A 22013-nucleotide genomic window follows, 5' to 3' on the forward strand; every position below is an offset into this window, starting at 1 on the left:
GTCAGGAACCGGGCTGCTCCCAGCCCCCCAGCGCCTTGTACAGCTCCACCGCGTTGACCAGCCGGCGCTGTTGCAGGCGGATGAATTCCTGCTCGGATTCGAACAGGCTGCGCTGCGCTTCCAGCATCTCCAGGTAGCTGGCCACGCCGCGCTCGTAGCGTCTTTCAGTCAGGCGCTGGCGGTCGCGGTCGGCGTCGCGCACCTTGCGCTGGGCGTCGATCTGGGCGCGCAGCGCGTCGCGTGCCGACAGCGCGTCGGCCACCTCACGGAAGGCCTGCTGGATGCTGCCCTCGTATTGGGCCACCGCGATGTCCTTGCGGGCCTCTGCCAGTGACAGGTTGGCGCTGTTGCGCCCCGCATTGAAGATGGGCAGCGTCAGCTTGGGCGCGAAGGTCCAGGCGCCCGTGCCGGAACTGAACAGATCCGAAAAGCTGCCGGCCGTGGTGCCGATGTCGGTGGTCAGCTGTACCGACGGGAAGAACGCCGCGCGCGCCGCACCGATGTCGGCATTGGCAGCCCGCAGCGTGTCCTCGGCCTGTCGCAGGTCCGGACGCCGCGTCAGCAGGCTCGAGGGCAGGCCTGCGGCTAGCGGCGTCAGGCTCTGGCTTTCCAGCGTGACGGCATCGGTGTTGGGCGGCAGCGAAAAGTCGCCCGCGAGCAAGCCCAGCGTATGCACGGACTGGCGGTATTCCCGGCTCAGTTCGGCTAGCGTGGCGCGCGAGGATTCCACCAGCATCTGCGCCGTGCGCAGCCCCACCGCCGTTTCCAGCCCCGCGTCGTAGCGGCGCTGGGTGAGCTTGAGCGAGGCCTCGCGCAGCGCCAGCGTGCTCTCGGTCAGGCGTAGCTGCTCTGCCAGCGAGCGCTGGTTGAAGTAGGCCGTGGCCGTCTCCGATACCAGCGACAGCGTGGCGGCGCGGTGCGCTTCCTCGCTGGCCAGATAGCGCGACAGCGCGGCGTCGCTCAGGCTTTTCACGCGGCCGAAGAAATCCAGCTCGAAGGCGGAGATGCCGACGGCCGCGCGGTAGCGGTCCGCCACCGGCATGCGCGGTTGGCCGGGCTCGGTGGCGCGTCCGCGGCTGAACTCGCCCGTGCCGTCGATGGACGGCAGGCGGTCGGCCTGCTGCACGCCGTACAGCGCGCGGGCTTCCTGGATGCGCAGCGCCGCCACCCGCAGGTTGCGGTTGTTCTCGAGCGCGGCGGCGATCCAGGCCTGCAGCGCCGGGTCGTAGAAGTAATCGCGCCAATCCTGCGGCATGGCGGCTTGTCCGTCCGTAGCTGGCGTGTCGTAGGCGCCCGGCACGGGTGCGGCCGGGCGTTCATAGGTAGGGGCCAGCGAGCAGCCGGCCAAAGCCAGCGCAAGCAGGGTCATGGCCATAGCCTTCATGGCGAGGTCTCCAGCGTTTCGCGGCCTTCCGGACGCGAGGGGCGCACGCGCATGCCCAGCGCGCGGCCCACGATAAGAAAGAAGAGCGGCACCAGGAAGATGGCCAGCACCGTCGCGGTGATGATGCCGCCCAGCACGCCCGTGCCGATCGCGGCCTGCGCGCCCGAGGCCGCGCCGGTGGCCAGCGCCAGGGGCAGCACCCCCACGCCGAAGGCCAGCGAGGTCATCACGATGGGCCGCAACCGCAGCCTGGCGGCCTCGAGCGTGGCGGACACGATGCCCTGGCCGTCGCGCACCAGGTCCTTGGCTACCTCCACGATCAGGATCGCGTTCTTGGCCGATAGTCCGATGGTGGCGATGAGGCCGACCTTGAAGTAGATATCGTTGGGCATGCCGCGCAGCGTCACGCCCAGCACTGCGCCGATCACGCCCAGCGGCACCACCAGGATCACCGCCAGCGGGATGGACCAGCTTTCGTACAGCGCGGCCAGCGCCAGGAACACGACCAGCACCGACAGCGCGAACAATACCGGCGCCTGGTTGCCGGACAGCCGTTCCTCATAGGACTGTCCCGACCAGTCGAAGCCGATGCCGCGCGGAAGCTCGGCCGCCAGCGTCTCCATGACGCGCATGGCTTCGCCGCTGCTGTGCCCGGGCGCCGCCGCGCCGTTGATGGTGAACGAGGGGAAGCCGTTGTAGCGGTTGAGCTGCGGCGGTCCCATCGACCATGTCAGCGTGGTGAAGGCCGACAACGGCACCATCTGGCCCTGCAGGTTGCGCACGTGCAGGCGCGACACGTCCTCCATATTGACGCGGCTCTTGCCGTCGGCCTGCACGGTCACGCGCCGCACCTGGCCATTGAGCATGAAGTCGCCGATGTAGTCCGATCCGTACATTACCGCCAGCGCGGTGTTGATCTCATCCAACGGCACGCCCATGGCCTGGGCCTTGTCGCGGTCGACGCGCAGCTCCAGCTGCGGCGCCTCTTCCTGGCCCGCGAAGACCACTTCCGCAAGCGCGGGGTGGCTCGATGCCGCGGCCAGCAGCTGCTGGCGCGCCTGGGCCAGGGCCTCGTAGCCCAGGCCGCCGCGGTCCTGCAGGCGGAAGTCGAAGCCCGAAGTGGACCCCAGGTCCGGCAGCGGCGGGGAATTCAGCGCGTGCACCATGACGTTCTTGCGGTCGGCGAAGGCGGCATTGATGCGCTCCACCACGGCATTCACGTGCAGGTCGGTGGCGCCGCGCTGCTTCCAGTCCTTCAGCGTGACGAAGAACATGGCCGAGTTCGGCCCGCTGCCGTAGTTGCTGAAGCCATTGACCGAATACACGTATTCGACGGGTTCGTGCTCCAGCATGTAGCGCTCGACGTCCTTTACCATGGCCATGGTCTCGGCCTGCGGCGAGCCTTGGGGCAGGATGACCATGGCCATGAAGCTGCCCTGGTCTTCGTCCGGCAGGAAAGAAGAGGGCAGCCGCGCGAACAGCAGCGCCACCGCGGCGATCACTGCCAGATAGGCCAGGCCGAAGCGCACGGGGCGGGCCAGCACGCCCGAGACGCGCGTCGTGTAGCGCGCGGTCAGGCGGGTGAAGGCGCGGTTGAACCAGCCGAAGAAGCCGCGCTTCTCGTGGTGGCCCGCGGCGATGGGCTTGAGCATGCTGGCGCACAGCGCGGGCGTCAACGACAGCGCCAGGAAGGCGGAGAAGGCGATCGAAACGGCCAGCGTCACGGCGAACTGGCGGTAGATGTTGCCCACCGCGCCGTCGAAGAACGCCATGGGGATGAACACCGATACCAGCACCACCGTGATGCCGACGATGGCGCCGCTGATCTGGCCCATGGCCTTCACCGTGGCCTCGCGCGGCGGCAGGCCTTCCTCGGCCATGATGCGCTCGACGTTTTCCACCACCACGATGGCGTCGTCCACCAGGATGCCGATGGCCAGCACCATGCCGAACATCGTCAGCACGTTGATGGAATAGCCCAGCCCCAGCATCACGCCCAGCGTGCCCAGCAGCGCCACCGGCACCACCAGCGTCGGAATCAGCGTGGCGCGGAAGTTCTGCATGAACAGGTACATGACGCAGAACACCAGGGCCACGGCTTCCAGCAGGGTCATCAGGACCTTCTTGATCGAGATTTCCACGAAGGTGGAGGTCTCGTACGGAATGTCCCAGGTCACGCCTGGCGGGAAATACTGGGCCAGCTCCTGCATGGTCGCGCGGATGCGCTTGGTGGTGTCCACCGCGTTCGAGCCCGGCGCCAGCTTGATGCCCAGGCCCGTGCCGGTCATGCCGTTCACGCGCGACAGGTACATGTAGTCGGTGCCGCCCAGCTCGACCCGGGCCACATCCTTCAGGCGCAGGGTGGCGCCGTCCGGCTGCGCGCGCAGCGGAATGTTGCCGAACTGCTCGGGCGTGTGCAGGGATTCGCCGGCGACGATGCTGGCGTTCAGCGGGGCGTCCTTGGGCACGGCCTGGTTGCCCAGTTCGCCGATGGTGACCCGCGCGTTATGGCTGCGCAGGGCCGAGACGATGTCGCCCGGGGTCAGGGACATGGCCGTCAGCTTGGCCGGATCCGGCCAGATGCGCATGGCGGCCTCGGCGCCGAAGGATTGCACCTTGCCCACGCCTTCCACGCGGCGCAACGCCTGCAGCACATTGGAGGCGGCCAGCTCGCCCAGCTGCATGTCGTCCAGGCCGCCGTCCGACTTCAGCGATACCACCAGCTGGATGTTGTCGGCCGCCTTTTCCACGCGCACGCCGTCGCGGCGCACCGATTCCGGCAGGCGCGGCTCGACCGCCTTCAGGCGGTTCTGCACTTCCACGGCCGCCAGGTCGGGATTGGTGCCTTGCTTGAAGGTCAGGTTGATGCTGGCCCAGCCGGTCGAGTCGCTGCTGGACGAGGTGTACATCAGCCCGGGGGCGCCGTTCATCTCGCGTTCGATGATGGCGGTGACGGCCTCTTCGACCACCTTGGCCGAGGCGCCGGGATAGCTGGCGCCGACGTTGACCACCGGCGGAGCGATGTCGGGATACTGCGCCACCGGCAGCGCGCGGATCGACAGTATGCCGACCAGCACGATCAGCAGCGAGATCACCCACGCGAAGACGGGGCGATCGATAAAAAAACGCGCCATTGCGGTTTATCCTTTTTGGCCCGCAGCGGGCGTCCTTGCCTGGACGCCCGCTTCCGGGTTGCCGGCGGCCGGGGCCTCTGCGCCAGGCGCGGCCCGCTCCACCGGTTTGATTTTCTGGCCCGCCGCCAATTGGGCGGCGTTCTCGACGACGATGCGCTCGCCGCCTGCAAGTCCCTGCGTGACGATCCAGTTGGGGCCTTGCATCCGCTGCGCGGTGACGGCGATCTTCTTCAGCTCTCCGTCCGGGCCGGCGGCCAGCACGTGCGCCCCCTCGGCGTTGCGCAGCAGGGCGTTGCGCGGCACCAGGTAGGTGTCGCGGTTGATCGCCTGCTCCAGCTGCACGCGCACATACATGCCCGGCAGCAGGTCGCGGCCTGGGTTCTCGAACAGCGCCCGCATGGTGACGTTGTCCGTGCCCGGATCCACCGCCAGGTCGGCGAACGACAGCGTGCCGCTGCGTCCATACTCGGAACCATCGGGCAGCAGCAGCCGCACCCGCACCTGATCCGGCGTTACGCCTTCCAGGGCCCCGGCGCGGATCTGTTTCTGCAGCTGCATCACCTCGGCGGCGGGTTGCGCGAAGTTCACGTAGATGGGATCGATCTGTTGCACCACCGTCAACGGCGTGGCCTGGCCTTCGCCCACCAGCGCGCCCTCGGTCACCAGGGCGCGCCGCGCCCGGCCATCGATGGGCGAGGTCACGCGCGCGTAATCCAGCTTCAGCTTGGCGCTTTGCAGGTTGGCGCGGGCCAGGGCGACTTCGGCCCGGGCCTGGCGTTCCTGCGCCACGCTTTCGGCGTGGTCGCGTTCGCTGATGGCGCGGTCCGAGACCAGGTCGGCGTAGCGGCGCAGCTTGTCGGCGGCGGCCGACAGGTTGGCCTGCGCGCGCGCCAGGTTCGCGGCTTCGGAATCGTAGGCGGCCTGCAAGGGAGCCGGATCGATTTGGAACAGCGCGGCGCCGCGCGCCACGTCCTGGCCTTCCTCGTACAGGCGCGCGGTGACGATGCCTGCCACGCGCGCGCGCACCTCGGCCTCGCGGTAGGGCTCCAGCCGGCCCGGCAATTCAGTGGCGACGCTGGTGGACGTGGCCGCCGCGACGATCACGCCGACTTCGGCGGGAGCCTTGTCGGCTTGATGGGCTTCCGGTTTCGAGCAACCAGTAATAAGAATTAGTACGGAAAAAAGGGCGGACGTGCGTAGAGAGACTCTTTGCTTCATTTTTATAGTGTCTGATGAGCCCGTGTGGGGCTGAGGTGGGGAAAGGCGCCGACTTTCCCGCATGGGGAAGCGAGTCTATCATTTAATCCGTCACGCTTGATTAATTATTTTGTTCGGAAGTATGCTCCCGGCTTCACACATATTCACAGTGTGGAAAGGGCGGCTTTCCGGCAAGGGAGCCGCCGTTTTTTTGACGCCGGTTTTTTAGAAGGAGGTCCCCGCATGGCCCGCAAGACGAAAGAAGAGTCCCAACGCACCCGCGACCGCATCCTGGATGCCGCGGAGCACGTGTTCCTGTCCAAAGGGGTGGCTGCCACCACCATGAGCGACATTGCCGACTACGCGGGCGTGTCCCGGGGCGCCGTCTACGGCCACTACAAGAACAAGATCGACGTTTGCATCGCCATGTGCGACCGCGCGCTGGGCGAGGCTGCGCAGCTGACCCAAGTGTCGGCCGAGGGCGACGCGCTGGAATCGCTCTACTCGTCCATGCGGCAGTACATCCAGATCTACGCGCAGGAAGGCTCGGTGCAGCGCGTGCTGGAGATCCTGTACCTGAAATGCGAACGCAGCGACGAGAACGCGCCCCTGCTGCGCCGCCGCGACCTGTGGGAGCGCCACGCGCTGCGCACCTCGGAGAAGTTGCTGCGCGCCGCGGTCAAGCGCGAAGACCTGCCGCGCGCGCTGGACGTGCGCCTGTCCAACCTCTATCTGCACGCCTTGGTCGACGGGGTGTTTGACAGCATCTGCTGGTCCGATCGTCTCAAGGGCGATATCTGGCCGCGCGTCGAGCGCATGCTCCGCGCCGCCATCGATACCCTCCGGTTTTCCGCGCACTTGCTGATACCGAAAGCCGCCTGAATCCGCGGAGACCGTATGCCGGGCGCCCTTCAGCCGGGCGCCCCTACAATCCCGGCATGACCCTCAAGCAACTCGAAGCCTTTTACTGGGCCGCCACCTGCGCAAGTTTCGCCGTGGCGGCCGAGCGCCTGCACCTGTCGGTGTCGTCGCTGTCCAAGCGCATCACCGAGCTCGAGGAAGGCCTGGGCCTATCCCTTTTCGACCGCAGCGGCCACAAGGCAGCGCTGACCGACGCCGGCCAGCGCCTGCTGCCGCAGGCGCGCGACCTGCTGGCCTCGGCCGAACAGATCCGGGCGTCGCTGGCGCAAAGCGCTGGGCTCAGCGGCCGCTGCCGCTTCGGCGTGGGCGAACTGACCGCGCTGACCTGGCTGCCGCGGCTGATCCGGGGCGTGCGCGCCGCCTATCCGGACCTGGTGCTGGAGCCCTATGTGGACATCGGCCAGGTGCTGGAGCAGCGCGTGGCCGACGGCGAGCTGGACTTCGCCGTGATCGCCGGCCGTTCTTCCCGGCCCAATATCGCTTCCGCCTCCATAGGCCAGGCCGACTTCTCCTGGGTCGCCGCGCCCGCTGTGCTGGATGGCGCCACGCGCATGACCCCCGCGCTGCTGGAACGCCTGCCGCTGGTCACGCTGCCGGCGGGGGCCGGCACCACGCGCATCATCGATGACTGGCTGGCGGGTCGCGAGGCAGCAGGCGAACGCCTCTGCTGCAACAACTGGGGGGCGGTGGTCGGCCTGCTCATAGAAGGCACGGGCGTCGGCCTGTTGCCCAGCCATTGGGCTGGCGCGCTGCAGGCCGAGGGCAGCCTGCGCGTGCTGGAAGGGGATCCGCCCCTGGCGGCCTTGCCCTACGCGTTCCAGCATCGCCGCGACGACGCCCGGCCGCTGGTCGCCAAGCTGCGCGCCGAGGTCCAGGCCGCCGTGGACTTCGCGGCGCCTTGCCGCATTCCCTGAAGCTGCGTCCGCAAGGCGGCCGCCTGGCAGGCATTTAGGCTTACGACAGCCGCCGCTCTATACAATCGCCGCGCGCCTGGCGCAGAATCCAACAAGAACGTGCGCAGCGGGGGATGGACCCGGCGATGCAGCACGGCTCGGGTCTGTTCCCTCATGCCAGGCGGCGCGTCCGCGCGGGGAACCAGGCCGACCTGAACCGACGGAGATCTTTCATGCGTAAACTTTGCCTCGCCATGGCCATGGCGGGAATGCTGGCCAGCGGATTGGCGCAAGCTCAATCCACCCTGCGTATCGGCCTGCAGGACGACCCCGATGTGCTGGACCCGGTGCGCGCGCGCACCTTCGTGGGCCGCATCGTCTTCGCTTCCCTGTGCGACAAGCTGGTCGAGATCACCCCGGACCTGAAGATCGTGCCGCAGCTGGCGCAATCCTGGACCATCAGTCCGGACCACAAGGTGCTGACCTTCAAGCTGCGCACGGATGCCGTGTTCCATGACGGCACGCCGGTGGACGCCGCTGCCGTCAAGGCCAACCTGGACCGCGCCCGCACCTTGCCCGACAGCAACCGCAAGAGCGAACTGGCCACGGTCGCCAGCGTCGAGGCGCCCGATGCCAGCACCGTGGTGCTGAACCTGTCCGAACCCGACGCCTCGCTGCTGTCGCAGTTGTCGGACCGCGCCGGCATGATGATGTCGCCCGCCAGCTTCGACAAGGATCCCGGCGGCAAGCCGGTGTGCTCGGGCCCCTACCAGTTCAAGGAGCGCGTGCAGAACGACCGCATCGTGCTTGAGAAATTTCCCAAATACTGGGATGCGGCCAACTATCACTTCGACCGCCTGGTCTACACCCCGATTCCCGACAACACCGTGCGCCTGAACAACCTGCGCGCGGGCGACCTGGACATCATCGAGCGCGTCGCGCCCAGCGATGCCAAGGCCGTGAAGGACGACAAGAACCTGACCCTGGCGCCGGTCACCGGCCTGGGCTTCCAGGCCATTTCGGTGAACCTGGCCAATGGCGCGCGCGCCAACAACCCCCTGGCCAAGGACAAGCGCGTGCGCCAGGCGCTGGACCTCGCGATCGACCGCGACGTACTCAACCAGGTGATCGGCGAGGGCATGTTCCAGCCCGCCTATCAGCCGTTCCCGCCGGCCAGCTTCGCCTACAACACCGCCTTCGAGCACAAGGGCCGCGATCCCAAGAAGGCGCAGGCCCTGCTGAAGGAAGCCGGCTTTGACCGCGTCAAGTTCGAGATCACCTTCGGCAACAACACCACCATGCAGCAGGTGTTCGAGCTGGTGCAGGCCATGGGCGCCGAAGCGGGCTTCGACATCACCCTGCGTCCGGTGGAGTTCGCGTCCCTGCAATCGTCGCTTGCGCGCGGCGACTTCGAAGTGGGGCAGAGCGGCTGGTCTGGCCGCGTCGATCCCAGCGGCAACATCCATCAATACCTGAGCTGCAAGGGCAACCTCAACGACGGCAAGTTCTGCGATGCCGGCGTCGACAAGCTGCTCAACGACGCCCGCGCCGAGTCCGACAACGCCAAGCGCCGCGCCATGTATGACCAGGTGCTGGCGACCATGCAGGACCAGCGTCCCATCGTCTACCTGTTCTACCTGCCGTGGACCTTTGGCGTGCAGAAGAAGTTGGAAGGCTTTGTACCGTACCCGGATGGCTTGATTCGCCTGAAGGGTGTCACTGTCGCTAAAAAGTAGGCTCCCCCTACCCGCTGGCGCGGGCTCCAGGGAGCGGCGCAGGCGGACCGGCGGAGCCGGATCCGCGGCGCCCCTGATGTATTGCGCCCGTAGGTCTTTCTGGCGTGCTTGGCTTTTTCGTCGCCTGGTATTCGCTGTATTGGAAGTGTCTGCGTCTCAGCGGCTTAATGCCTGACCGCAGCCCTCATAGGAACCATCATGTTTACCACTCGCCCGGAAATCCTCGGCACCTTCGGGGTCGTGACCTCCACCCATTGGCTGGCCAGCGCGGCTGGCATGTCGCTGCTGGAGCGCGGCGGCAACGCCTTCGATGCCTGCGTCGCCTCGGCCTTCGTGCTGCAGGTGGTTGAACCCCATCTGGTCGGCCCTGCTGGCGAAGTGCCCGCCGTGTTCTACTCCGCGCGCACCGGCCGCGTCGAGGTGCTGTGCGGCCAGGGCACCACGCCCGCGGCCGCCACGCTCGAACGCTACCGCGCCGAGGGCCTCAAGCTCATCCCTGGCAACGGCCTGCTGGCTACCGTCATCCCGGGCGCCTTCGACGCCTGGATGCTGCTGCTGCGCGACCACGGCAGCATGCGCGTGCGCGACGTGCTGGAGCATGCCATCTATTACGCGGAGCACGGCCACGCGCTGATGCCGCGCATCTCCAACACCATCGCCGGCCTCAAGGACTTCTTCCAGACTCATTGGCCGACCACCGCCCAGGTCTACGTGCCGGGCGGCAAGGTGCCCGAGGCCCGCAAGCTGTTCCGCAATCCGGCGCTGGCCCGCACCTGGACCCGCGTGCTGCAGCAGGCCGAAAGCGCCGGCGCCGACCGCGAGCGCCAGATCGAGGCGGCGCGCGACGCCTTCTACCGCGGCTTCGTGGCCGAGGAGATCGACAAGTTCGCGCGCAACACCGACGTCATGGACGAGAGCGGTTCCACCCACCGGGGCGTCATCACCGCCGACGACCTGGCGGGCTGGTCGGCCAGCTATGACAAGCCAGTCACCTACGACTACCACGGCTACACCGTGGCCAAGGCCGGTTCCTGGAGCCAGGGTCCCGTCTTCCTGCAGACCCTTGCCCTGCTCAAGGACATGGACCTGGCCGGCGTGAGCCCGACCAGCGCCGAATTCGTGCACCGCGTGACCGAGGCCATGAAGCTGGCCTTCGCCGACCGCGAGGCCTATTACGGCGATCCGGCTTTCGTCGACGTGCCGCTGGATCACCTGCTGTCCGACGCCTACAACGCCGAACGCCGCGCGCTGATCGGCGAGTCGGCCTCGCAGGATCTGCTGCCCGGCCAGGTGCCTGGCTTCGAGGCGCAGGTGAAGCGCGTCATGGACACGCTGGAGCGTTTGTCCAAGGTCTCCGCGCCCGGCAGCGCCACCAATGAACCCACGCTGGCCGACATGCGCGCTTCCGCCAAGCGCGGCGATACCACCCACGTGGACGTCATTGACCGCTGGGGCAACATGATCTCGGCCACGCCTTCGGGCGGATGGTTCCAGTCCTCGCCGGTGATTCCGGAGCTGGGCTTCGGCCTGAACACGCGCGCGCAGATGTTCTGGCTGGAAGAAGGACTGCCCGGCACGCTGGCGCCCGGCAAGCGTCCCCGCACCACGCTGACGCCCTCGCTGGCGCTGCGCGATGGCAAGCCCTACCTGGCGTTCGGCACGCCGGGCGGCGACCAGCAGGAGCAATGGCAATTGCTGTTCTTCCTGCGCCACGTGCATCACGGCCTGAACCTGCAGGAAGCGATCGACCTGCCCATGTCCCACACCATGCACTTCCCCACGTCCTTCTATCCACGGGACCGCAAGCCGGGGCATCTGGCGGTGGAGGCGAGCTTCGGGGCCGAGGTCATCGCAGCGCTGCGCCAGCGCGGGCACCAGATCGAGGAAGTGCCCGAATGGTCGGTGGGCCGGTTGACCGCGGCGTCGCGCGATGCCGACGGCCTGCTGCACGCGGCGGCCACGCCGCGTCTGATGCAGGCCTACGCCATCGGCCGTTGAACGGCAGCGGCGGGCGCGCCTGGCGCCGCCCGCCGCAAGCCTTGTTGCGGCGTTTTGCCGGCATGGGGTATGTTTGTCGCATGACGCCTCCCCAGCAGAACCCGGCAACCGCTGCCCATTCCCTGACGGGACAAGAACCCCTTTTCATCGTCCTCAACACCGGATCGGGACGCGGCGACGCGCAGATCCTGCAGGACACGATCCGCCGCATACTCGACGAGGCCGGGCGCCGCTACGAACTGATGCCGGTGCAGGATCCATCGCGCCTGACCGATACGGCCGAGGCCGCGGTCAAGCGCGCACAAGAGCAGCAGGGCGTGGTCATCGCGGCGGGCGGCGACGGCACGCTCAACGCGGTCGCTGGCGTCGTGCTCGGCAAAGGGGTGCCGTTCGGCATCCTGCCCCAGGGCACGTTCAACTACTTTGGGCGCAGCTACGGCATTTCGCAAGAGACGGAGGTGGCATTGCGCGGCTTCCTGCAAGGCCAGCCCAGGCCGGTGCAGGTCGGCATGCTCAACGGCCGGTTGTTCCTGGTCAACGCCAGCCTGGGCCTGTATCCGCAACTGCTCGAAGATCGCGAAGCCTATAAGCAGAAGTACGGTCGCAGCCGCTGGGTGGCGTTGTGGTCGGGCCTGGTCACGCTGCTGCGCGCGCCGCGTCAGCTGAGCCTGCTGCTGGATCACGGCGGGCAAGCCCGCAATCTGCGCTCGCCTACCTTGGTGGTGGGCAACAACAAGCTTCAACTTGAGCACATCGGCATCGAGTCCGCGGAACTGGGCCAGAACCGGTTGATCGCCATGGCGGCGCGGCCCGTCGGCACCCTGGCGCTTTATGGCCTGCTGCTGCGCGGCCTGTTCAGCCGGCTGGGCGAAGCCGAGCATGTGGTCAGCTTCGCCTTCGACCGCCTGACCGTGGCCGTTCGCGGACGCCGGCGCGTCAAGGTGGCGATGGACGGCGAAATCTCCTGGATGGACACGCCGCTGGAATTCAAAGTGGCCAACGAACGGCTGTCGCTGGTGGTGCCGGCGGACTCGCAATACCTGGACCGTTCATGACCCGTATCCTGCATTTTTCCGATACCCACTTCGGCACGGAACGCAAACCCGTGGTCGAGGCCGCGCTGGACCTGGCTTGCACCCTCGCGCCCGACCTGGTGGTGCTCAGCGGCGACATTACGCAACGCGCGCGGCGCGGTCAGTTCGCCGCTGCCCGTAAATTCATCGAGCGCCTGTCGCTGCCGGTGCTGACCGTGCCGGGCAATCACGACATTCCGCTGTTCAACGTGTTCGCGCGCGCGCTGAATCCATACGGCAACTACAAGCGGGCCTTGGGTCCGGTGCTGGAACCCGTGTTCGAAAACGCCGGCCTGCTTGCCATCGGCGTCAACACGACGCGCCCGCGCCGGCGCAAGGACGGCGAGATCTCCGGCGGGCAGATCGCCCGGGTCGCCGAGCGGCTGCGCCAGGCCAAGCCGGGGCAGCTGCGCATCGTGGTTGCCCACCACCCCGTGCGCGCCAAGGTGGAGTCGGACCTCTCCAATCTCTTGATCGGGCGCGAGCGTGCGCTTGAGGCCTGGGCGCAGGCGGGCGTCGACCTGGTCCTGGGCGGGCATATCCACCTGCCTTATGTGCTGCCCCTGAATCCCGCAGCTTCTTCCGGCGGCTGGGTCGTGCAGGCCGGAACCACCTGCTCGCGCCGGGTCCGCGGCAACGTGCCCAACTCGGTCAATGTCATTACCAGCGAAGGGCAGGGCGCTTGCCAGATCGAGCGTTGGGATTACGCCGCCGGGGCGCATGCGTTTGCACCGGTAGACAAGACCCTGGTCGCGTTGTATTGAAAGGGGGCGGGAATTTCATCGTGACGGGCGCTTATTCATGACGGATGCGTATGCGGCTTGGGCCGCGGCCCATGCCTTGCAGCTATTCATCGCGCTGCCATTGCTGGCCGGGGGGGCGGCGCTCCTGCTTGCGCGCTGCGGCCTGAGCCTGCCCCGCCGCAGCCGCGCCGCCTTCTTCATGGCCGGCACTTGCGCCGCGCTTGCACTCTTCCTGGTCCTGGCGTTCGCGATAGAAAGCGAGGGGGCGGTGGTGGCCTTCGACCGCGCCCTGGCCGGTTCCCTGAGCATGTCCATGTCGACGCCGCTGCTATGGCTGCTGTCCTGGTTCACCTATCTGGGCGACCGGAAATTCCTGACCGGAATCAGCGTACTGATGACGCTGTTCCTGCTGTGGCGGGGGGATTGGCGCCTGGCGCTGGTCTGCGCCGTCGCCACCGGCGTGGGCGGCGCGCTCAACTGGCTGCTCAAGCATGCTTTCCAACGGGTGCGGCCGGAGCACGATCATGGCTACGCCAGCGTAGCCGGGTGGAGCTTTCCCAGCGGCCATTCCTCGGCTGCGATGGCGGTCTACGGCATGGCCTGCTATCTATTGTGGCGTCTGGCGCCGCCTGCCTGGCGCCTGCCCAGTATCGCGCTGCTGGCGGCGCTGATCATGGCGATCGGACTCAGCCGCATCCTGCTGCAGGTCCATTTCGCCAGCGACGTGCTGGCGGGCTTCGCGGTCAGCCTGGCCTGGCTGGCGCTGTGCGTGGCGGTGGCGCAGCGCCTGCGGCAGTCATGCGCCAGGGGCCAGGGCGTTCAGTAGGCGTGCCTCCGAGCCAGGGGCGTCCGCAGCCGCGTGCAGGGGCGCGCAGGTGTAGCGGCCGCCGGCGGCGACGATGGCCTGGTCCAGGCTGCGCGCTCGTTCGGCGCAAGGCGGCTCCAGGTCCACGATCAGCTTGCCCGCTACCGGCGCCGTCACGTTGCCGTCGCTGAAGCGCTCCAGCGTGCGGTCGATCTCGCGCTCGCGCGGCAGGGCCAGCACGATGGTGTCTGACTCCTCCAGGGCTTCGCGGGCCGACGTCGCCAGCGTGGCGCTGCCGCGGAAGTCCTCGCAACGCCCGGGTTCGATGTCGTAGAGGGTCAGCGCGATGTCCGGCTCCGCCGCCAGGAGGCGCTGCGCGGCCAGCGTGCCGGTCTTGCCCATGCCGACGATGCTGACGCGCATGCTCATGGCTTGGGCACGGACCACGTGCTCACGATATGGGCGAGGGGCTCGTCCGAGCCTTCGCCGGTCAGGATGACTTCGCCGGCCGACAGCCGGCCGACTTTCAGCAGCCGGGCGTCGGCATAGATGGCGCCCGCGGGACTCTTGCGCAGGAAATTGATCGTCAGGCTGGCTGTCACCGCGTGCGCCTGGCCGGTGGCGCCGACCACCGCGGCGTACATGGTCAGGTCGGCCAGGCCCATCAGCATCGGGCCGGCGACGATGCCGCCCAGGCGCTGGTGGGCGTCGCGCGCGGGCAGCACGGCGCGCGCCGTGCCGCGGCCGATGCGCAGCACGTCTATGCCTAGCAGCAGGGAAAAGGGGTGCTGGTCGGCCAGCAGGATGTGGAAATCGGCCAGGCTGATCAGCGGGGCGTCGGCCGGGGCGTCCAGGTCGGTTGCGGTCATCGTTGCTCCAGGGCGAGGCAGTAGTTGTCCAGCAGCGCTTGCGCGTTCTGGCCCAGGGATTTCAGGCGGCGGGTGTGTAGCAGCAGCAGCAGCCCCATCAGATAGGTGAAGAGATTCATCTGCTCGACCGCGACTACCGCGGCCTCCCAGGATTTGGTCCGGGCCAGCGCCACGCCCAGCAGGTCTATGCTCTGGCGCAGGCGAGCGTTGAGCCGCTCGTCCATTTCCCGGCCCAGTCCGCGGGGGGCGAGCCCCTGGAATAGGTACATGCCCAGGGAAAAATCGGTCCGCCGTTCGGCGTAGTACCCGAAGAACGCGTGGATTGCAGTACGGGCCGCAGTCGGGCCGGGGGCGGAGGTGGCCGCTTCGGCCAGGTGCGCGTACAGGCGCTCCAGCGATTCCTCCAGCAGCGCGCCATAAATGGTTTCCTTGCCGGCGAACCAGGGGTAGATGGCACCGGTGGTGCAGCCGGCCTCCTTGGCGATCGCGCGGATCGTGGTCTTTTCCAGGCCATCGCGCTCGAACACACGCTGTGCGGCGTCCAGAACCAGCTGGCGGCGCAGCGCATTCAGCCGTTCGGAACGGTCGGCGCGGGAGGTAGGCATAGGCATATGGTTCGGCGCAGCAATCGACGATTCGATGATATCGACGATTTTTAAAAATAACAACGTTATTGATAGTGGACGGATGGGGATTGCTGCTGCACGGATACCGATGGCGAAAGGGGGCTCCGGGCGACAGACCCAAGGCCGGCGCCTGCTTCAAGCGGCGCCGGAAATGGACCTGTATTTGGCGGCGGAGATGGTATCCAGTGCGTCCCAATAATTAGGGGCAGGGCTGAAAGTCGCATGAATAGGCGCTCGCCTCTGAGATAAAGGGTAAACCCTTATCGATTGGGCCGAGCATTGCCGGGATGTTGCAATATCCCAACAAGGCTGTCGTAAACCTGCACTTTTCTGGCGTCGACCATAGCCAGCCCCCCTGATTTTTGATGCAATAGCGTCAACTTCCCTTCGCGGAGTTAGGGGGGCGGCAGGCTGGTTTGCTGGATTGCTGCTCTTGTCACTCAAATCAACGGAGATTTCTTAAATGAAAAAGACTCTGCTCGCTGCCGCCCTGCTCGCCGGTTTTGCCGGTGTCGCCCAGGCAGAAACGTCTGTCACCCTGTACGGTATCATCGACACGGGTATCGGCTACAACAAGATCAGCGGTGGTCCCGATGCCGTCAACGGCAGCCGTTTCGGCATGATCAACGGCGTCCAGAACGGTTCGCGCTGGGGTCTGCGTGGTTCGGAAGACCTGGGTGACGGCCTGCGCGCTGTTTTCCAGCTGGAATCGGGCTTTGATTCGGGTAACGGCAAGTCGGCTCAAAACGGCCGCCTGTTCGGTCGTCAAGCCACCATCGGTCTGGCCAGCGACAGCTGGGGTCAACTGGACTTCGGTCGCCAAACCAACATCGCGTCGAAGTACTTCGGCTCGATCGACCCGTTCGGCGCTGGCTTCGGTCAGGCCAACATCGGTGCCGCCTTCAGCGCTGCCAACACGCAACGCTACGACAACATGGTCATGTATCAGACCCCGTCGTTCAGCGGCTTCCAGTTCGGCTTGGGCTACTCGTTCAATGCTGACGACCAGAACACTGCCCAAACCGGCTTCCGCACCGCCGACAACACCCGCGCGATCACGACCGGTCTGCGTTACGTGAACGGCCCGCTGAACATCGCCTTCTCGTACGACCAGCTGAACGCTTCGAACAAGCTGTCGACCACCCAGACCGACGCCACCCCGCGTATGTACGCCCTGGGCGGTTCGTACGACTTTGAAGTTGTGAAGCTGGCTCTGGCCTACGCTCGCACGACCGACGGCTGGTTCGCTGGCCAAGGCGTGAACTCCAACGTCGGCAACATCGGCTTCAACAGCAACATCTTTGCTGACGGCTTCAAGGCCAACTCGTACATGGTCGGCCTGTCCGCCCCGATCGGCGGCGCAAGCAAGCTGTTCGGTTCGTGGCAAATGGTTGACCCCAGCAACGGTCGCCTGAGCGGTGTTGATAGCGCCGACCAGACGATGCAAATCTTCTCGCTGGGCTACACCTACGACCTGTCCAAGCGCACCAACCTGTACGCTTACGGTTCGTACGCCAAGAACTACGCCTTCGTGGAAGACATCAAGTCGACCGCCGTCGGCGTCGGCATCCGTCACCGCTTCTAATCCAAAGCAGGACGCAAGTCCTGCCTGGATTTAAAGTGCGCGAACGGGCTTCGGCCCGTTCGTATGAAACCACCCTCAAGGGTGGTTTTTTTTTGCCTTTGGAGTCTGTGTTTTGCGCCTTTCAGGTGCTTGCTTGTGGGTTGATGTATGCTTGCGCACCGGTGCTGAAAGCAGCCATTGTTCCATTTGAGGAATGCTGTCTTTCACCTGCTGTTCGAGCTACAGAGTTCAGCCAGAAGTAACCGCGCGAATGCTACAATCCTAAGGTTTGCGCATTTGACGGACGCCTGAATGAACCTGCAACAGTATTTTCCCGTCCTGCTGTTTATCGTAGTGGCCACCCTTATCGGGTTCGCGCTTCTAACGGCCGGCTCCCTCCTTGGTCCGCGGCGTCCCTACGCCGAGAAGCTCTCGCCGTACGAATGCGGTTTCGAGGCCTTCGAAGACGCCCGCATGAAGTTTGACGTGCGCTACTACCTCGTGGCGATCCTGTTCATTCTTTTCGACTTGGAAATCGCGTTTCTGTTCCCGTGGGCCATTGCTCAGGGCACGGTCGGCCTGGTCGGTTTCTGGACGGTCATGGTATTCCTGGCCGTGCTGACGGTCGGCTTCATCTACGAATGGAAAAAGGGCGCGCTGGACTGGGAATAACCCGCCGGGTTTTTCCACAGCACGCTATCAGAGACGAATATGGCTATAGACGGCATTCTCAAGCAAGGGTTCATCACAACCAGCGCGGACAAGTTCCTTAATTGGGCGAAGACCGGCTCCATGTGGCCCATGACCTTCGGTCTGGCCTGTTGCGCGGTTGAGATGATGCACGCGGGCGCGGCCCGCTACGACCTGGACCAATTCGGCATCATCTTCCGGCCCAGCCCGCGCCAGTCCGATCTGATGATCGTGGCCGGCACGCTGTGCAACAAGATGGCGCCGGCGCTGCGCAAGGTCTATGACCAGATGCCCGAGCCGCGTTGGGTGGTTTCCATGGGCTCCTGTGCCAACGGCGGCGGTTACTACCACTACTCGTATTCGGTGGTCCGTGGCTGCGATCGCATCGTACCGGTAGACGTCTACGTGCCGGGCTGCCCGCCCACGGCCGAGGCGCTGGTCTACGGCTTGCTGCAAATGCAGAACAAGATCCGCCTGACCAACACGATTGCGCGCTGAGCTTCGCCGCGCCAGGCAGCAGCCCCTGCAGCCGGCCCCGCGAAACCAGCGTATCGGTTCACCTAAGCGTACAAGATGATGACCAGGCTCGAAACCCTGAAAAACAATTTGCAGACCACCCTAGGCGCGGATATCGCGCTGACCGAGGCGTTGGGCGAGCTCACGCTCGAAGTGCCCGCGCAGCAGTGGTTCTCCGTCTGCAACAAGCTGCGGACCGAAGCCGGTCTGCGCTTTGAAACCTGTATCGACCTTTGCGGCGTCGATTACCTGACCTGGGGCAATGGCACGCGCCAGATGCCCGAGGAAACGGCCGCCAAGATCCACCGCGCGCGCTTCGCCGTGGTGGTGCACCTGGTCTCGATCGAGCACAACTGGCGCCTGCGCGTGCGCACCTGGGCCGAGGACGACGAGTTCCCGATCGTCGCGTCGCTGATGGAATGCTGGCCGACCGTGGGCTGGTTCGAGCGCGAAGCCTTCGACCTCTATGGCATCGTCTTCGAAGGCCATCCGGACCTGCGCCGCATCCTCACTGATTACGGCTTCATCGGCCATCCCTTCCGCAAGGACTTTCCGCTGTCCGGTACCGTCGAAATGCGCTACGACCCGGAACAACGGCGTGTCATTTACCAGCCGGTCACGATCGATCCGCGCGAAATCACGCCGCGCGTGGTCCGCGAAGACTCCTACGGCTTGGGGCGTTAAATCATGGCAGAAATCAAGAACTACACGCTCAACTTCGGCCCCCAGCACCCGGCCGCGCACGGCGTGCTGCGCCTGGTGCTCGAGCTCGACGGCGAAGTGATCCAACGCGCCGATCCGCACATCGGCCTGCTGCACCGCGCCACCGAAAAGCTGGCCGAGCACAAGACCTACATCCAGGCGCTGCCCTACATGGACCGCCTGGACTACGTGTCCATGATGTGCAACGAGCACGCCTACGTCATGGCCATCGAAAAGCTGCTGGGCGTGGAAGCCCCGTTGCGTGCGCAGTACATCCGCGTGATGTTCGACGAGATCACCCGTCTGCTGAACCACCTGATGTCGCTGGGCTCGCACGCGCTGGACGTGGGCGCCATGGCGGTGTTCCTGTACGCCTTCCGTGAACGCGAAGACCTGATGGACTGCTACGAAGCGGTTTCCGGCGCGCGCATGCACGCGGCCTACTACCGTCCGGGCGGCGTCTACCGCGACCTGCCGGACTCGATGCCGCAATACGGCGACACCAGCAAGTACCGCGGCGACAAGGAAATGCGCGTCATGAACGATGCGCGTTCGGGCTCGCTGCTGGATTTCATCGAAGACTTCACCAACCGCTTCCCGGGTTGCGTCGACGAGTACGAAACGCTCCTGACCGACAACCGCATCTGGAAGCAGCGCCTGGTGGGCATCGGCGTGGTCGACCCTGAACGCGCCAAGGCGCTGGGCTTCACTGGCCCGATGCTGCGCGGTTCGGGCGTGGCCTGGGACCTGCGCAAGATGCAGCCCTACGAAGTCTACGACCTGGTCGATTTCGACATCCCCGTCGGTGTCAACGGCGACTGCTATGACCGCTATCTGGTCCGTATCGCCGAAATGCGTGAAAGCAACCGCATCATCCGCCAGTGCGTGGAGTGGCTGCGCAACAACCCGGGCCCGGTCATGATCGAGAACCACAAGATCGCCCCGCCCAAGCGCACCGCCATGAAGACCAACATGGAAGAGCTGATCCATCACTTCAAGCTCTTCACTGAAGGTTTCCACGTGCCCCCCGGTGAAGCGTACGCCTCGGTGGAGCATCCCAAGGGCGAATTCGGCATCTACGCGGTGTCGGATGGCGCCAACAAGCCTTACCGCCTGAAGATTCGGGCCCCCGGCTTCGTCCACCTGCAAGCGCTGGATGAAATGTCGCGCGGTCACATGATCGCCGACGCCGTCACCATCATTGGCACGCAGGACATCGTTTTCGGCGAAATCGATCGCTGATCCGCCCAGACAGTCACGAGCACGCCCGCATAACCCGGATTCAAACTATGCTGCTTTCCGAACAGGCCTACCAGAAAATCGACCGAGAACTCGCGAAGTTCCCGGCCGACCAGCGGCAGTCCGCCATCATGGCCTCGCTTGCCATCGCGCAAGAAGAGAAGGGCTGGTTGGCTACCGAAATCATTGAAGATGTGGCCAACTACATTGGCGTTCCGCCCATCGCGGTCCAGGAAGTCGCCACCTTCTACAACATGTTCGACGTCAAGCCCGTCGGCAAGAACAAGATCGCCGTCTGCACCAACCTGCCCTGTGCCTTGCGCGACGGCGAACGTGCCGGCGACTACCTCAAGCGCAAACTGGGCGTCGACTATCGCGGCACCACTCCCGATGGCCAGTTCACCCTGGTGGAAGGCGAGTGCATGGGCGCCTGCGGCGACTCGCCCGTGCTGATCGTGAACAACAAGCATATGTGCGTGCGCATGACCGAAGAGAAGCTGGACGCGCTGGTCGCGGCCCTCAAGGTGCAAGGAGAGTCGGCATGAACGCGCCCGACCTGTACAAACAGTTCGCGCAGGGGCTGGACCCCAATCCGCTGAACGACGTTTCCAATTCGATGTGCCTGCACGGCCGGCACATCCAGCCGCAGATCATGGCGGACGTCGACGGCGCCAACTGGCGCCTGGCCGACTACGTCAAGCGCGGCGGCTACGAAGCCCTGAAGAAGATCCTGACCACCGGCATGAAGCCGGAAGACGTGATCGCCGAAGTGAAGGCCTCCGGCCTGCGTGGCCGTGGCGGCGCGGGTTTCCCGACCGGCCTGAAGTGGAGCTTCATGCCGCGTGCCTTCCCGGGCCAGAAGTACCTGGTCTGCAACTCCGACGAAGGCGAGCCCGGCACGTTCAAGGACCGCGACATCCTGCGCTTCAATCCGCACATCGTGATTGAAGGTATGGCGATCGCGGCCTACGCCATGGGCATCAGCGTCGGCTACAACTATATCCACGGCGAAATCTTCGAAGTCTACGAGCGCTTCGAGGAAGCGCTGGAAGAGGCGCGCGCCGCCGGTTTCCTGGGCGACAAGATCCTCGGTTCGGACTACAGCTTCCAGCTGCACGCGTTCCACGGCTATGGCGCCTACATCTGTGGCGAGGAAACCGCGCTGCTCGAGTCGCTGGAAGGCAAGAAGGGCCAGCCGCGCTTCAAGCCGCCGTTCCCCGCCAGCTTCGGCCTGTACGGCAAGCCCACCACCATCAACAACACCGAAACGTTCGCGGCGGTGCCCTGGATCATCCGCAACAGCGGCCAGGCCTACCTCGAAGTCGGCAAGCCGAACAACGGCGGCACCAAGCTGTTCTCGATCACCGGCGACGTCGAGCGTCCCGGCAACTACGAGATCCCGCTGGGCACCCCGTTCTCGACTCTGCTGGAACTGGCGGGCGGCATGCGCGGCGGCAAGAAGCTGAAGGCCGTGATCCCCGGCGGATCGAGCGCCCCGGTGCTGCCGGCCGACATCATCATGGAATGCACGATGGACTATGACTCCATCGCCAAGGCCGGCTCGATGCTGGGCTCGGGCGCCGTGATCGTCATGGACGAAACCCGCTGCATGGTGAAGTCGCTGTTGCGCCTGTCGTACTTCTATTTCGAGGAAAGCTGCGGCCAGTGCACGCCGTGCCGCGAAGGCACCGGCTGGCTCTACCGCATGGTGCATCGCATCGAAAACGGTCACGGCCGTCCGGAGGATCTGGACTTGCTGGACAACGTGGCGGGCAACATCATGGGTCGCACCATCTGCGCCCTGGGTGACGCCGCCGCCATGCCCGTCCGTGGCTTTCTCAAGCATTTTCGCGACGAATTCGCGCACCACATCGAGCATAAGTCTTGTGTGGTCCCGCAATATCTGTAGGTCTCAGGAACAGC

The 22013-nt window shown here is 65.7% G+C and carries 20 protein-coding genes; 14 read left to right on the plus strand and 6 right to left on the minus strand.

Going from position 1 to position 22013, the window contains the following annotated elements; translation table 11 throughout:
* Window position 1: 1 nt before the first annotated feature.
* From oprZ to WBB14_RS33415, 3 genes are read right to left on the minus strand one after another with little or no spacing between them, the layout of a single operon-like run.
* The gene (gene oprZ / locus WBB14_RS33405; protein WP_424243551.1) at window positions 2-1384 is read right to left on the minus strand and encodes a multidrug efflux RND transporter outer membrane subunit OprZ; all 1383 of its coding nucleotides are present in this window, start codon (window positions 1382-1384) and stop codon (window positions 2-4) included.
* Complete coding sequence (locus WBB14_RS33410; protein ID WP_424243552.1) at window positions 1381-4518, minus strand: multidrug efflux RND transporter permease subunit; 3138 nt, start codon at window positions 4516-4518, stop codon at window positions 1381-1383. Before WBB14_RS33410 ends, oprZ begins: the two co-directional genes overlap by 4 nt.
* Before the next feature lie 6 nt (window positions 4519-4524).
* Window positions 4525-5742 carry a MexX/AxyX family multidrug efflux RND transporter periplasmic adaptor subunit gene (locus WBB14_RS33415; protein ID WP_424243574.1) on the minus strand — a complete coding sequence of 406 codons (1218 nt, stop codon included), beginning with the start codon at window positions 5740-5742 and terminating at the stop codon, window positions 4525-4527.
* Between the two features lie 216 nt (window positions 5743-5958).
* On the opposite strand from WBB14_RS33415, the gene axyZ reads away from it, so the two are divergent.
* The 7 genes from axyZ (at window position 5959) to WBB14_RS33450 (ending at window position 13905) form a co-directional block, all read left to right on the plus strand.
* Window positions 5959-6597 (plus strand): multidrug efflux transcriptional repressor AxyZ, encoded by a 639-nt coding sequence (gene axyZ / locus WBB14_RS33420; protein ID WP_424243553.1) that lies wholly within the window; start codon window positions 5959-5961, stop codon window positions 6595-6597.
* A gap of 56 nt (window positions 6598-6653) precedes the next feature.
* Window positions 6654-7550, plus strand: coding sequence for a LysR family transcriptional regulator (locus tag WBB14_RS33425; RefSeq protein ID WP_424243554.1), 897 nt, complete (start codon window positions 6654-6656; stop codon window positions 7548-7550).
* Between the two features lie 212 nt (window positions 7551-7762).
* Window positions 7763-9265: an ABC transporter substrate-binding protein gene (locus WBB14_RS33430; protein WP_207473793.1), complete on the plus strand. Its 1503-nt coding sequence runs from the start codon at window positions 7763-7765 to the stop codon at window positions 9263-9265.
* Window positions 9266-9463: 198 nt separating this feature from the next.
* A complete protein-coding gene (locus WBB14_RS33435; protein ID WP_424243555.1) occupies window positions 9464-11263 on the plus strand; it encodes a gamma-glutamyltransferase family protein in 1800 nt (599 codons plus the stop codon).
* A gap of 80 nt (window positions 11264-11343) precedes the next feature.
* Entirely contained in the window at window positions 11344-12318 is a 975-nt protein-coding gene (locus WBB14_RS33440) for a diacylglycerol/lipid kinase family protein (protein WP_424243556.1), read from the plus strand.
* Window positions 12315-13100, plus strand: coding sequence for a metallophosphoesterase family protein (locus tag WBB14_RS33445; RefSeq protein WP_424243557.1), 786 nt, complete (start codon window positions 12315-12317; stop codon window positions 13098-13100). Before WBB14_RS33440 ends, WBB14_RS33445 begins: the two co-directional genes overlap by 4 nt.
* Before the next feature lie 37 nt (window positions 13101-13137).
* A complete protein-coding gene (locus WBB14_RS33450; protein ID WP_424243558.1) occupies window positions 13138-13905 on the plus strand; it encodes a phosphatase PAP2 family protein in 768 nt (255 codons plus the stop codon).
* Here the strand turns inward: WBB14_RS33450 and WBB14_RS33455 are convergent.
* The 3 genes from WBB14_RS33455 to WBB14_RS33465 are packed head-to-tail and all read right to left on the minus strand — an operon-like array spanning window position 13876 to window position 15364.
* Complete coding sequence (locus WBB14_RS33455; protein ID WP_424243559.1) at window positions 13876-14313, minus strand: NAD(P)-binding domain-containing protein; 438 nt, start codon at window positions 14311-14313, stop codon at window positions 13876-13878. The genes WBB14_RS33450 and WBB14_RS33455 overlap by 30 nt on opposite strands.
* A complete protein-coding gene (locus WBB14_RS33460; RefSeq protein WP_424243560.1) occupies window positions 14310-14753 on the minus strand; it encodes a PaaI family thioesterase in 444 nt (147 codons plus the stop codon). Before WBB14_RS33460 ends, WBB14_RS33455 begins: the two co-directional genes overlap by 4 nt.
* A complete protein-coding gene (locus WBB14_RS33465; RefSeq protein ID WP_424243561.1) occupies window positions 14750-15364 on the minus strand; it encodes a TetR/AcrR family transcriptional regulator in 615 nt (204 codons plus the stop codon). The genes WBB14_RS33460 and WBB14_RS33465 overlap by 4 nt, the downstream gene beginning before the upstream one ends.
* A 478-nt stretch (window positions 15365-15842) precedes the next feature.
* On the opposite strand from WBB14_RS33465, the gene WBB14_RS33470 reads away from it, so the two are divergent.
* The 7 genes from WBB14_RS33470 to nuoF all read left to right on the plus strand — a co-directional run bounded on the left by WBB14_RS33470 (window position 15843) and on the right by nuoF (window position 21999).
* Window positions 15843-16964 (plus strand): porin, encoded by a 1122-nt coding sequence (locus tag WBB14_RS33470; protein WP_424243562.1) that lies wholly within the window; start codon window positions 15843-15845, stop codon window positions 16962-16964.
* Window positions 16965-17255: 291 nt separating this feature from the next.
* A complete protein-coding gene (locus WBB14_RS33475) occupies window positions 17256-17615 on the plus strand; it encodes an NADH-quinone oxidoreductase subunit A (RefSeq protein ID WP_006217959.1) in 360 nt (119 codons plus the stop codon).
* Between the two features lie 39 nt (window positions 17616-17654).
* Entirely contained in the window at window positions 17655-18131 is a 477-nt protein-coding gene (locus tag WBB14_RS33480; protein ID WP_006217960.1) for a NuoB/complex I 20 kDa subunit family protein, read from the plus strand.
* A gap of 75 nt (window positions 18132-18206) precedes the next feature.
* On the plus strand, window positions 18207-18833 hold the full coding sequence (locus tag WBB14_RS33485) for an NADH-quinone oxidoreductase subunit C (protein WP_424243563.1): 627 nt from the start codon (window positions 18207-18209) through the stop codon (window positions 18831-18833).
* A gap of 3 nt (window positions 18834-18836) precedes the next feature.
* Window positions 18837-20093, plus strand: a complete 1257-nt coding sequence (locus WBB14_RS33490) for an NADH-quinone oxidoreductase subunit D (protein WP_424243564.1) — start codon at window positions 18837-18839, stop codon at window positions 20091-20093.
* Between the two features lie 47 nt (window positions 20094-20140).
* Window positions 20141-20635, plus strand: a complete 495-nt coding sequence (gene nuoE, locus WBB14_RS33495; RefSeq protein WP_013392145.1) for an NADH-quinone oxidoreductase subunit NuoE — start codon at window positions 20141-20143, stop codon at window positions 20633-20635.
* Window positions 20632-21999 (plus strand): NADH-quinone oxidoreductase subunit NuoF, encoded by a 1368-nt coding sequence (gene nuoF / locus WBB14_RS33500; RefSeq protein ID WP_088138982.1) that lies wholly within the window; start codon window positions 20632-20634, stop codon window positions 21997-21999. Before nuoE ends, nuoF begins: the two co-directional genes overlap by 4 nt.
* Window positions 22000-22013: the final 14 nt, after the last annotated feature.

Source organism: Achromobacter sp. (genome assembly GCF_049647645.1).
Lineage (GTDB): Bacteria > Pseudomonadota > Gammaproteobacteria > Burkholderiales > Burkholderiaceae_B > Achromobacter.

Excerpts from the sequence above, each read along its gene's own strand:
- WBB14_RS33465 (WP_424243561.1), bottom strand. The coding sequence starts at position 15,364 with ATGCCTATGCCTACCTCCCGCGCCGACCGTTCCGAACGGCTGAATGCG.
- WBB14_RS33445 (WP_424243557.1), top strand. The coding sequence starts at position 12,315 with ATGACCCGTATCCTGCATTTTTCCGATACCCACTTCGGCACGGAACGC.
- WBB14_RS33480 (WP_006217960.1), top strand. The coding sequence starts at position 17,655 with ATGGCTATAGACGGCATTCTCAAGCAAGGGTTCATCACAACCAGCGCG.
- axyZ (WP_424243553.1), top strand. The coding sequence starts at position 5,959 with ATGGCCCGCAAGACGAAAGAAGAGTCCCAACGCACCCGCGACCGCATC.
- WBB14_RS33490 (WP_424243564.1), top strand. The coding sequence starts at position 18,837 with ATGGCAGAAATCAAGAACTACACGCTCAACTTCGGCCCCCAGCACCCG.
- WBB14_RS33475 (WP_006217959.1), top strand. The coding sequence starts at position 17,256 with ATGAACCTGCAACAGTATTTTCCCGTCCTGCTGTTTATCGTAGTGGCC.
- WBB14_RS33485 (WP_424243563.1), top strand. The coding sequence starts at position 18,207 with ATGATGACCAGGCTCGAAACCCTGAAAAACAATTTGCAGACCACCCTA.
- WBB14_RS33425 (WP_424243554.1), top strand. The coding sequence starts at position 6,654 with ATGACCCTCAAGCAACTCGAAGCCTTTTACTGGGCCGCCACCTGCGCA.
- oprZ (WP_424243551.1), bottom strand. The coding sequence starts at position 1,384 with ATGAAGGCTATGGCCATGACCCTGCTTGCGCTGGCTTTGGCCGGCTGC.
- WBB14_RS33450 (WP_424243558.1), top strand. The coding sequence starts at position 13,138 with ATGACGGATGCGTATGCGGCTTGGGCCGCGGCCCATGCCTTGCAGCTA.
- WBB14_RS33430 (WP_207473793.1), top strand. The coding sequence starts at position 7,763 with ATGCGTAAACTTTGCCTCGCCATGGCCATGGCGGGAATGCTGGCCAGC.
- WBB14_RS33440 (WP_424243556.1), top strand. The coding sequence starts at position 11,344 with ATGACGCCTCCCCAGCAGAACCCGGCAACCGCTGCCCATTCCCTGACG.
- WBB14_RS33455 (WP_424243559.1), bottom strand. The coding sequence starts at position 14,313 with ATGAGCATGCGCGTCAGCATCGTCGGCATGGGCAAGACCGGCACGCTG.
- nuoE (WP_013392145.1), top strand. The coding sequence starts at position 20,141 with ATGCTGCTTTCCGAACAGGCCTACCAGAAAATCGACCGAGAACTCGCG.
- WBB14_RS33460 (WP_424243560.1), bottom strand. The coding sequence starts at position 14,753 with ATGACCGCAACCGACCTGGACGCCCCGGCCGACGCCCCGCTGATCAGC.
- WBB14_RS33435 (WP_424243555.1), top strand. The coding sequence starts at position 9,464 with ATGTTTACCACTCGCCCGGAAATCCTCGGCACCTTCGGGGTCGTGACC.
- WBB14_RS33470 (WP_424243562.1), top strand. The coding sequence starts at position 15,843 with ATGAAAAAGACTCTGCTCGCTGCCGCCCTGCTCGCCGGTTTTGCCGGT.
- nuoF (WP_088138982.1), top strand. The coding sequence starts at position 20,632 with ATGAACGCGCCCGACCTGTACAAACAGTTCGCGCAGGGGCTGGACCCC.
- WBB14_RS33410 (WP_424243552.1), bottom strand. The coding sequence starts at position 4,518 with ATGGCGCGTTTTTTTATCGATCGCCCCGTCTTCGCGTGGGTGATCTCG.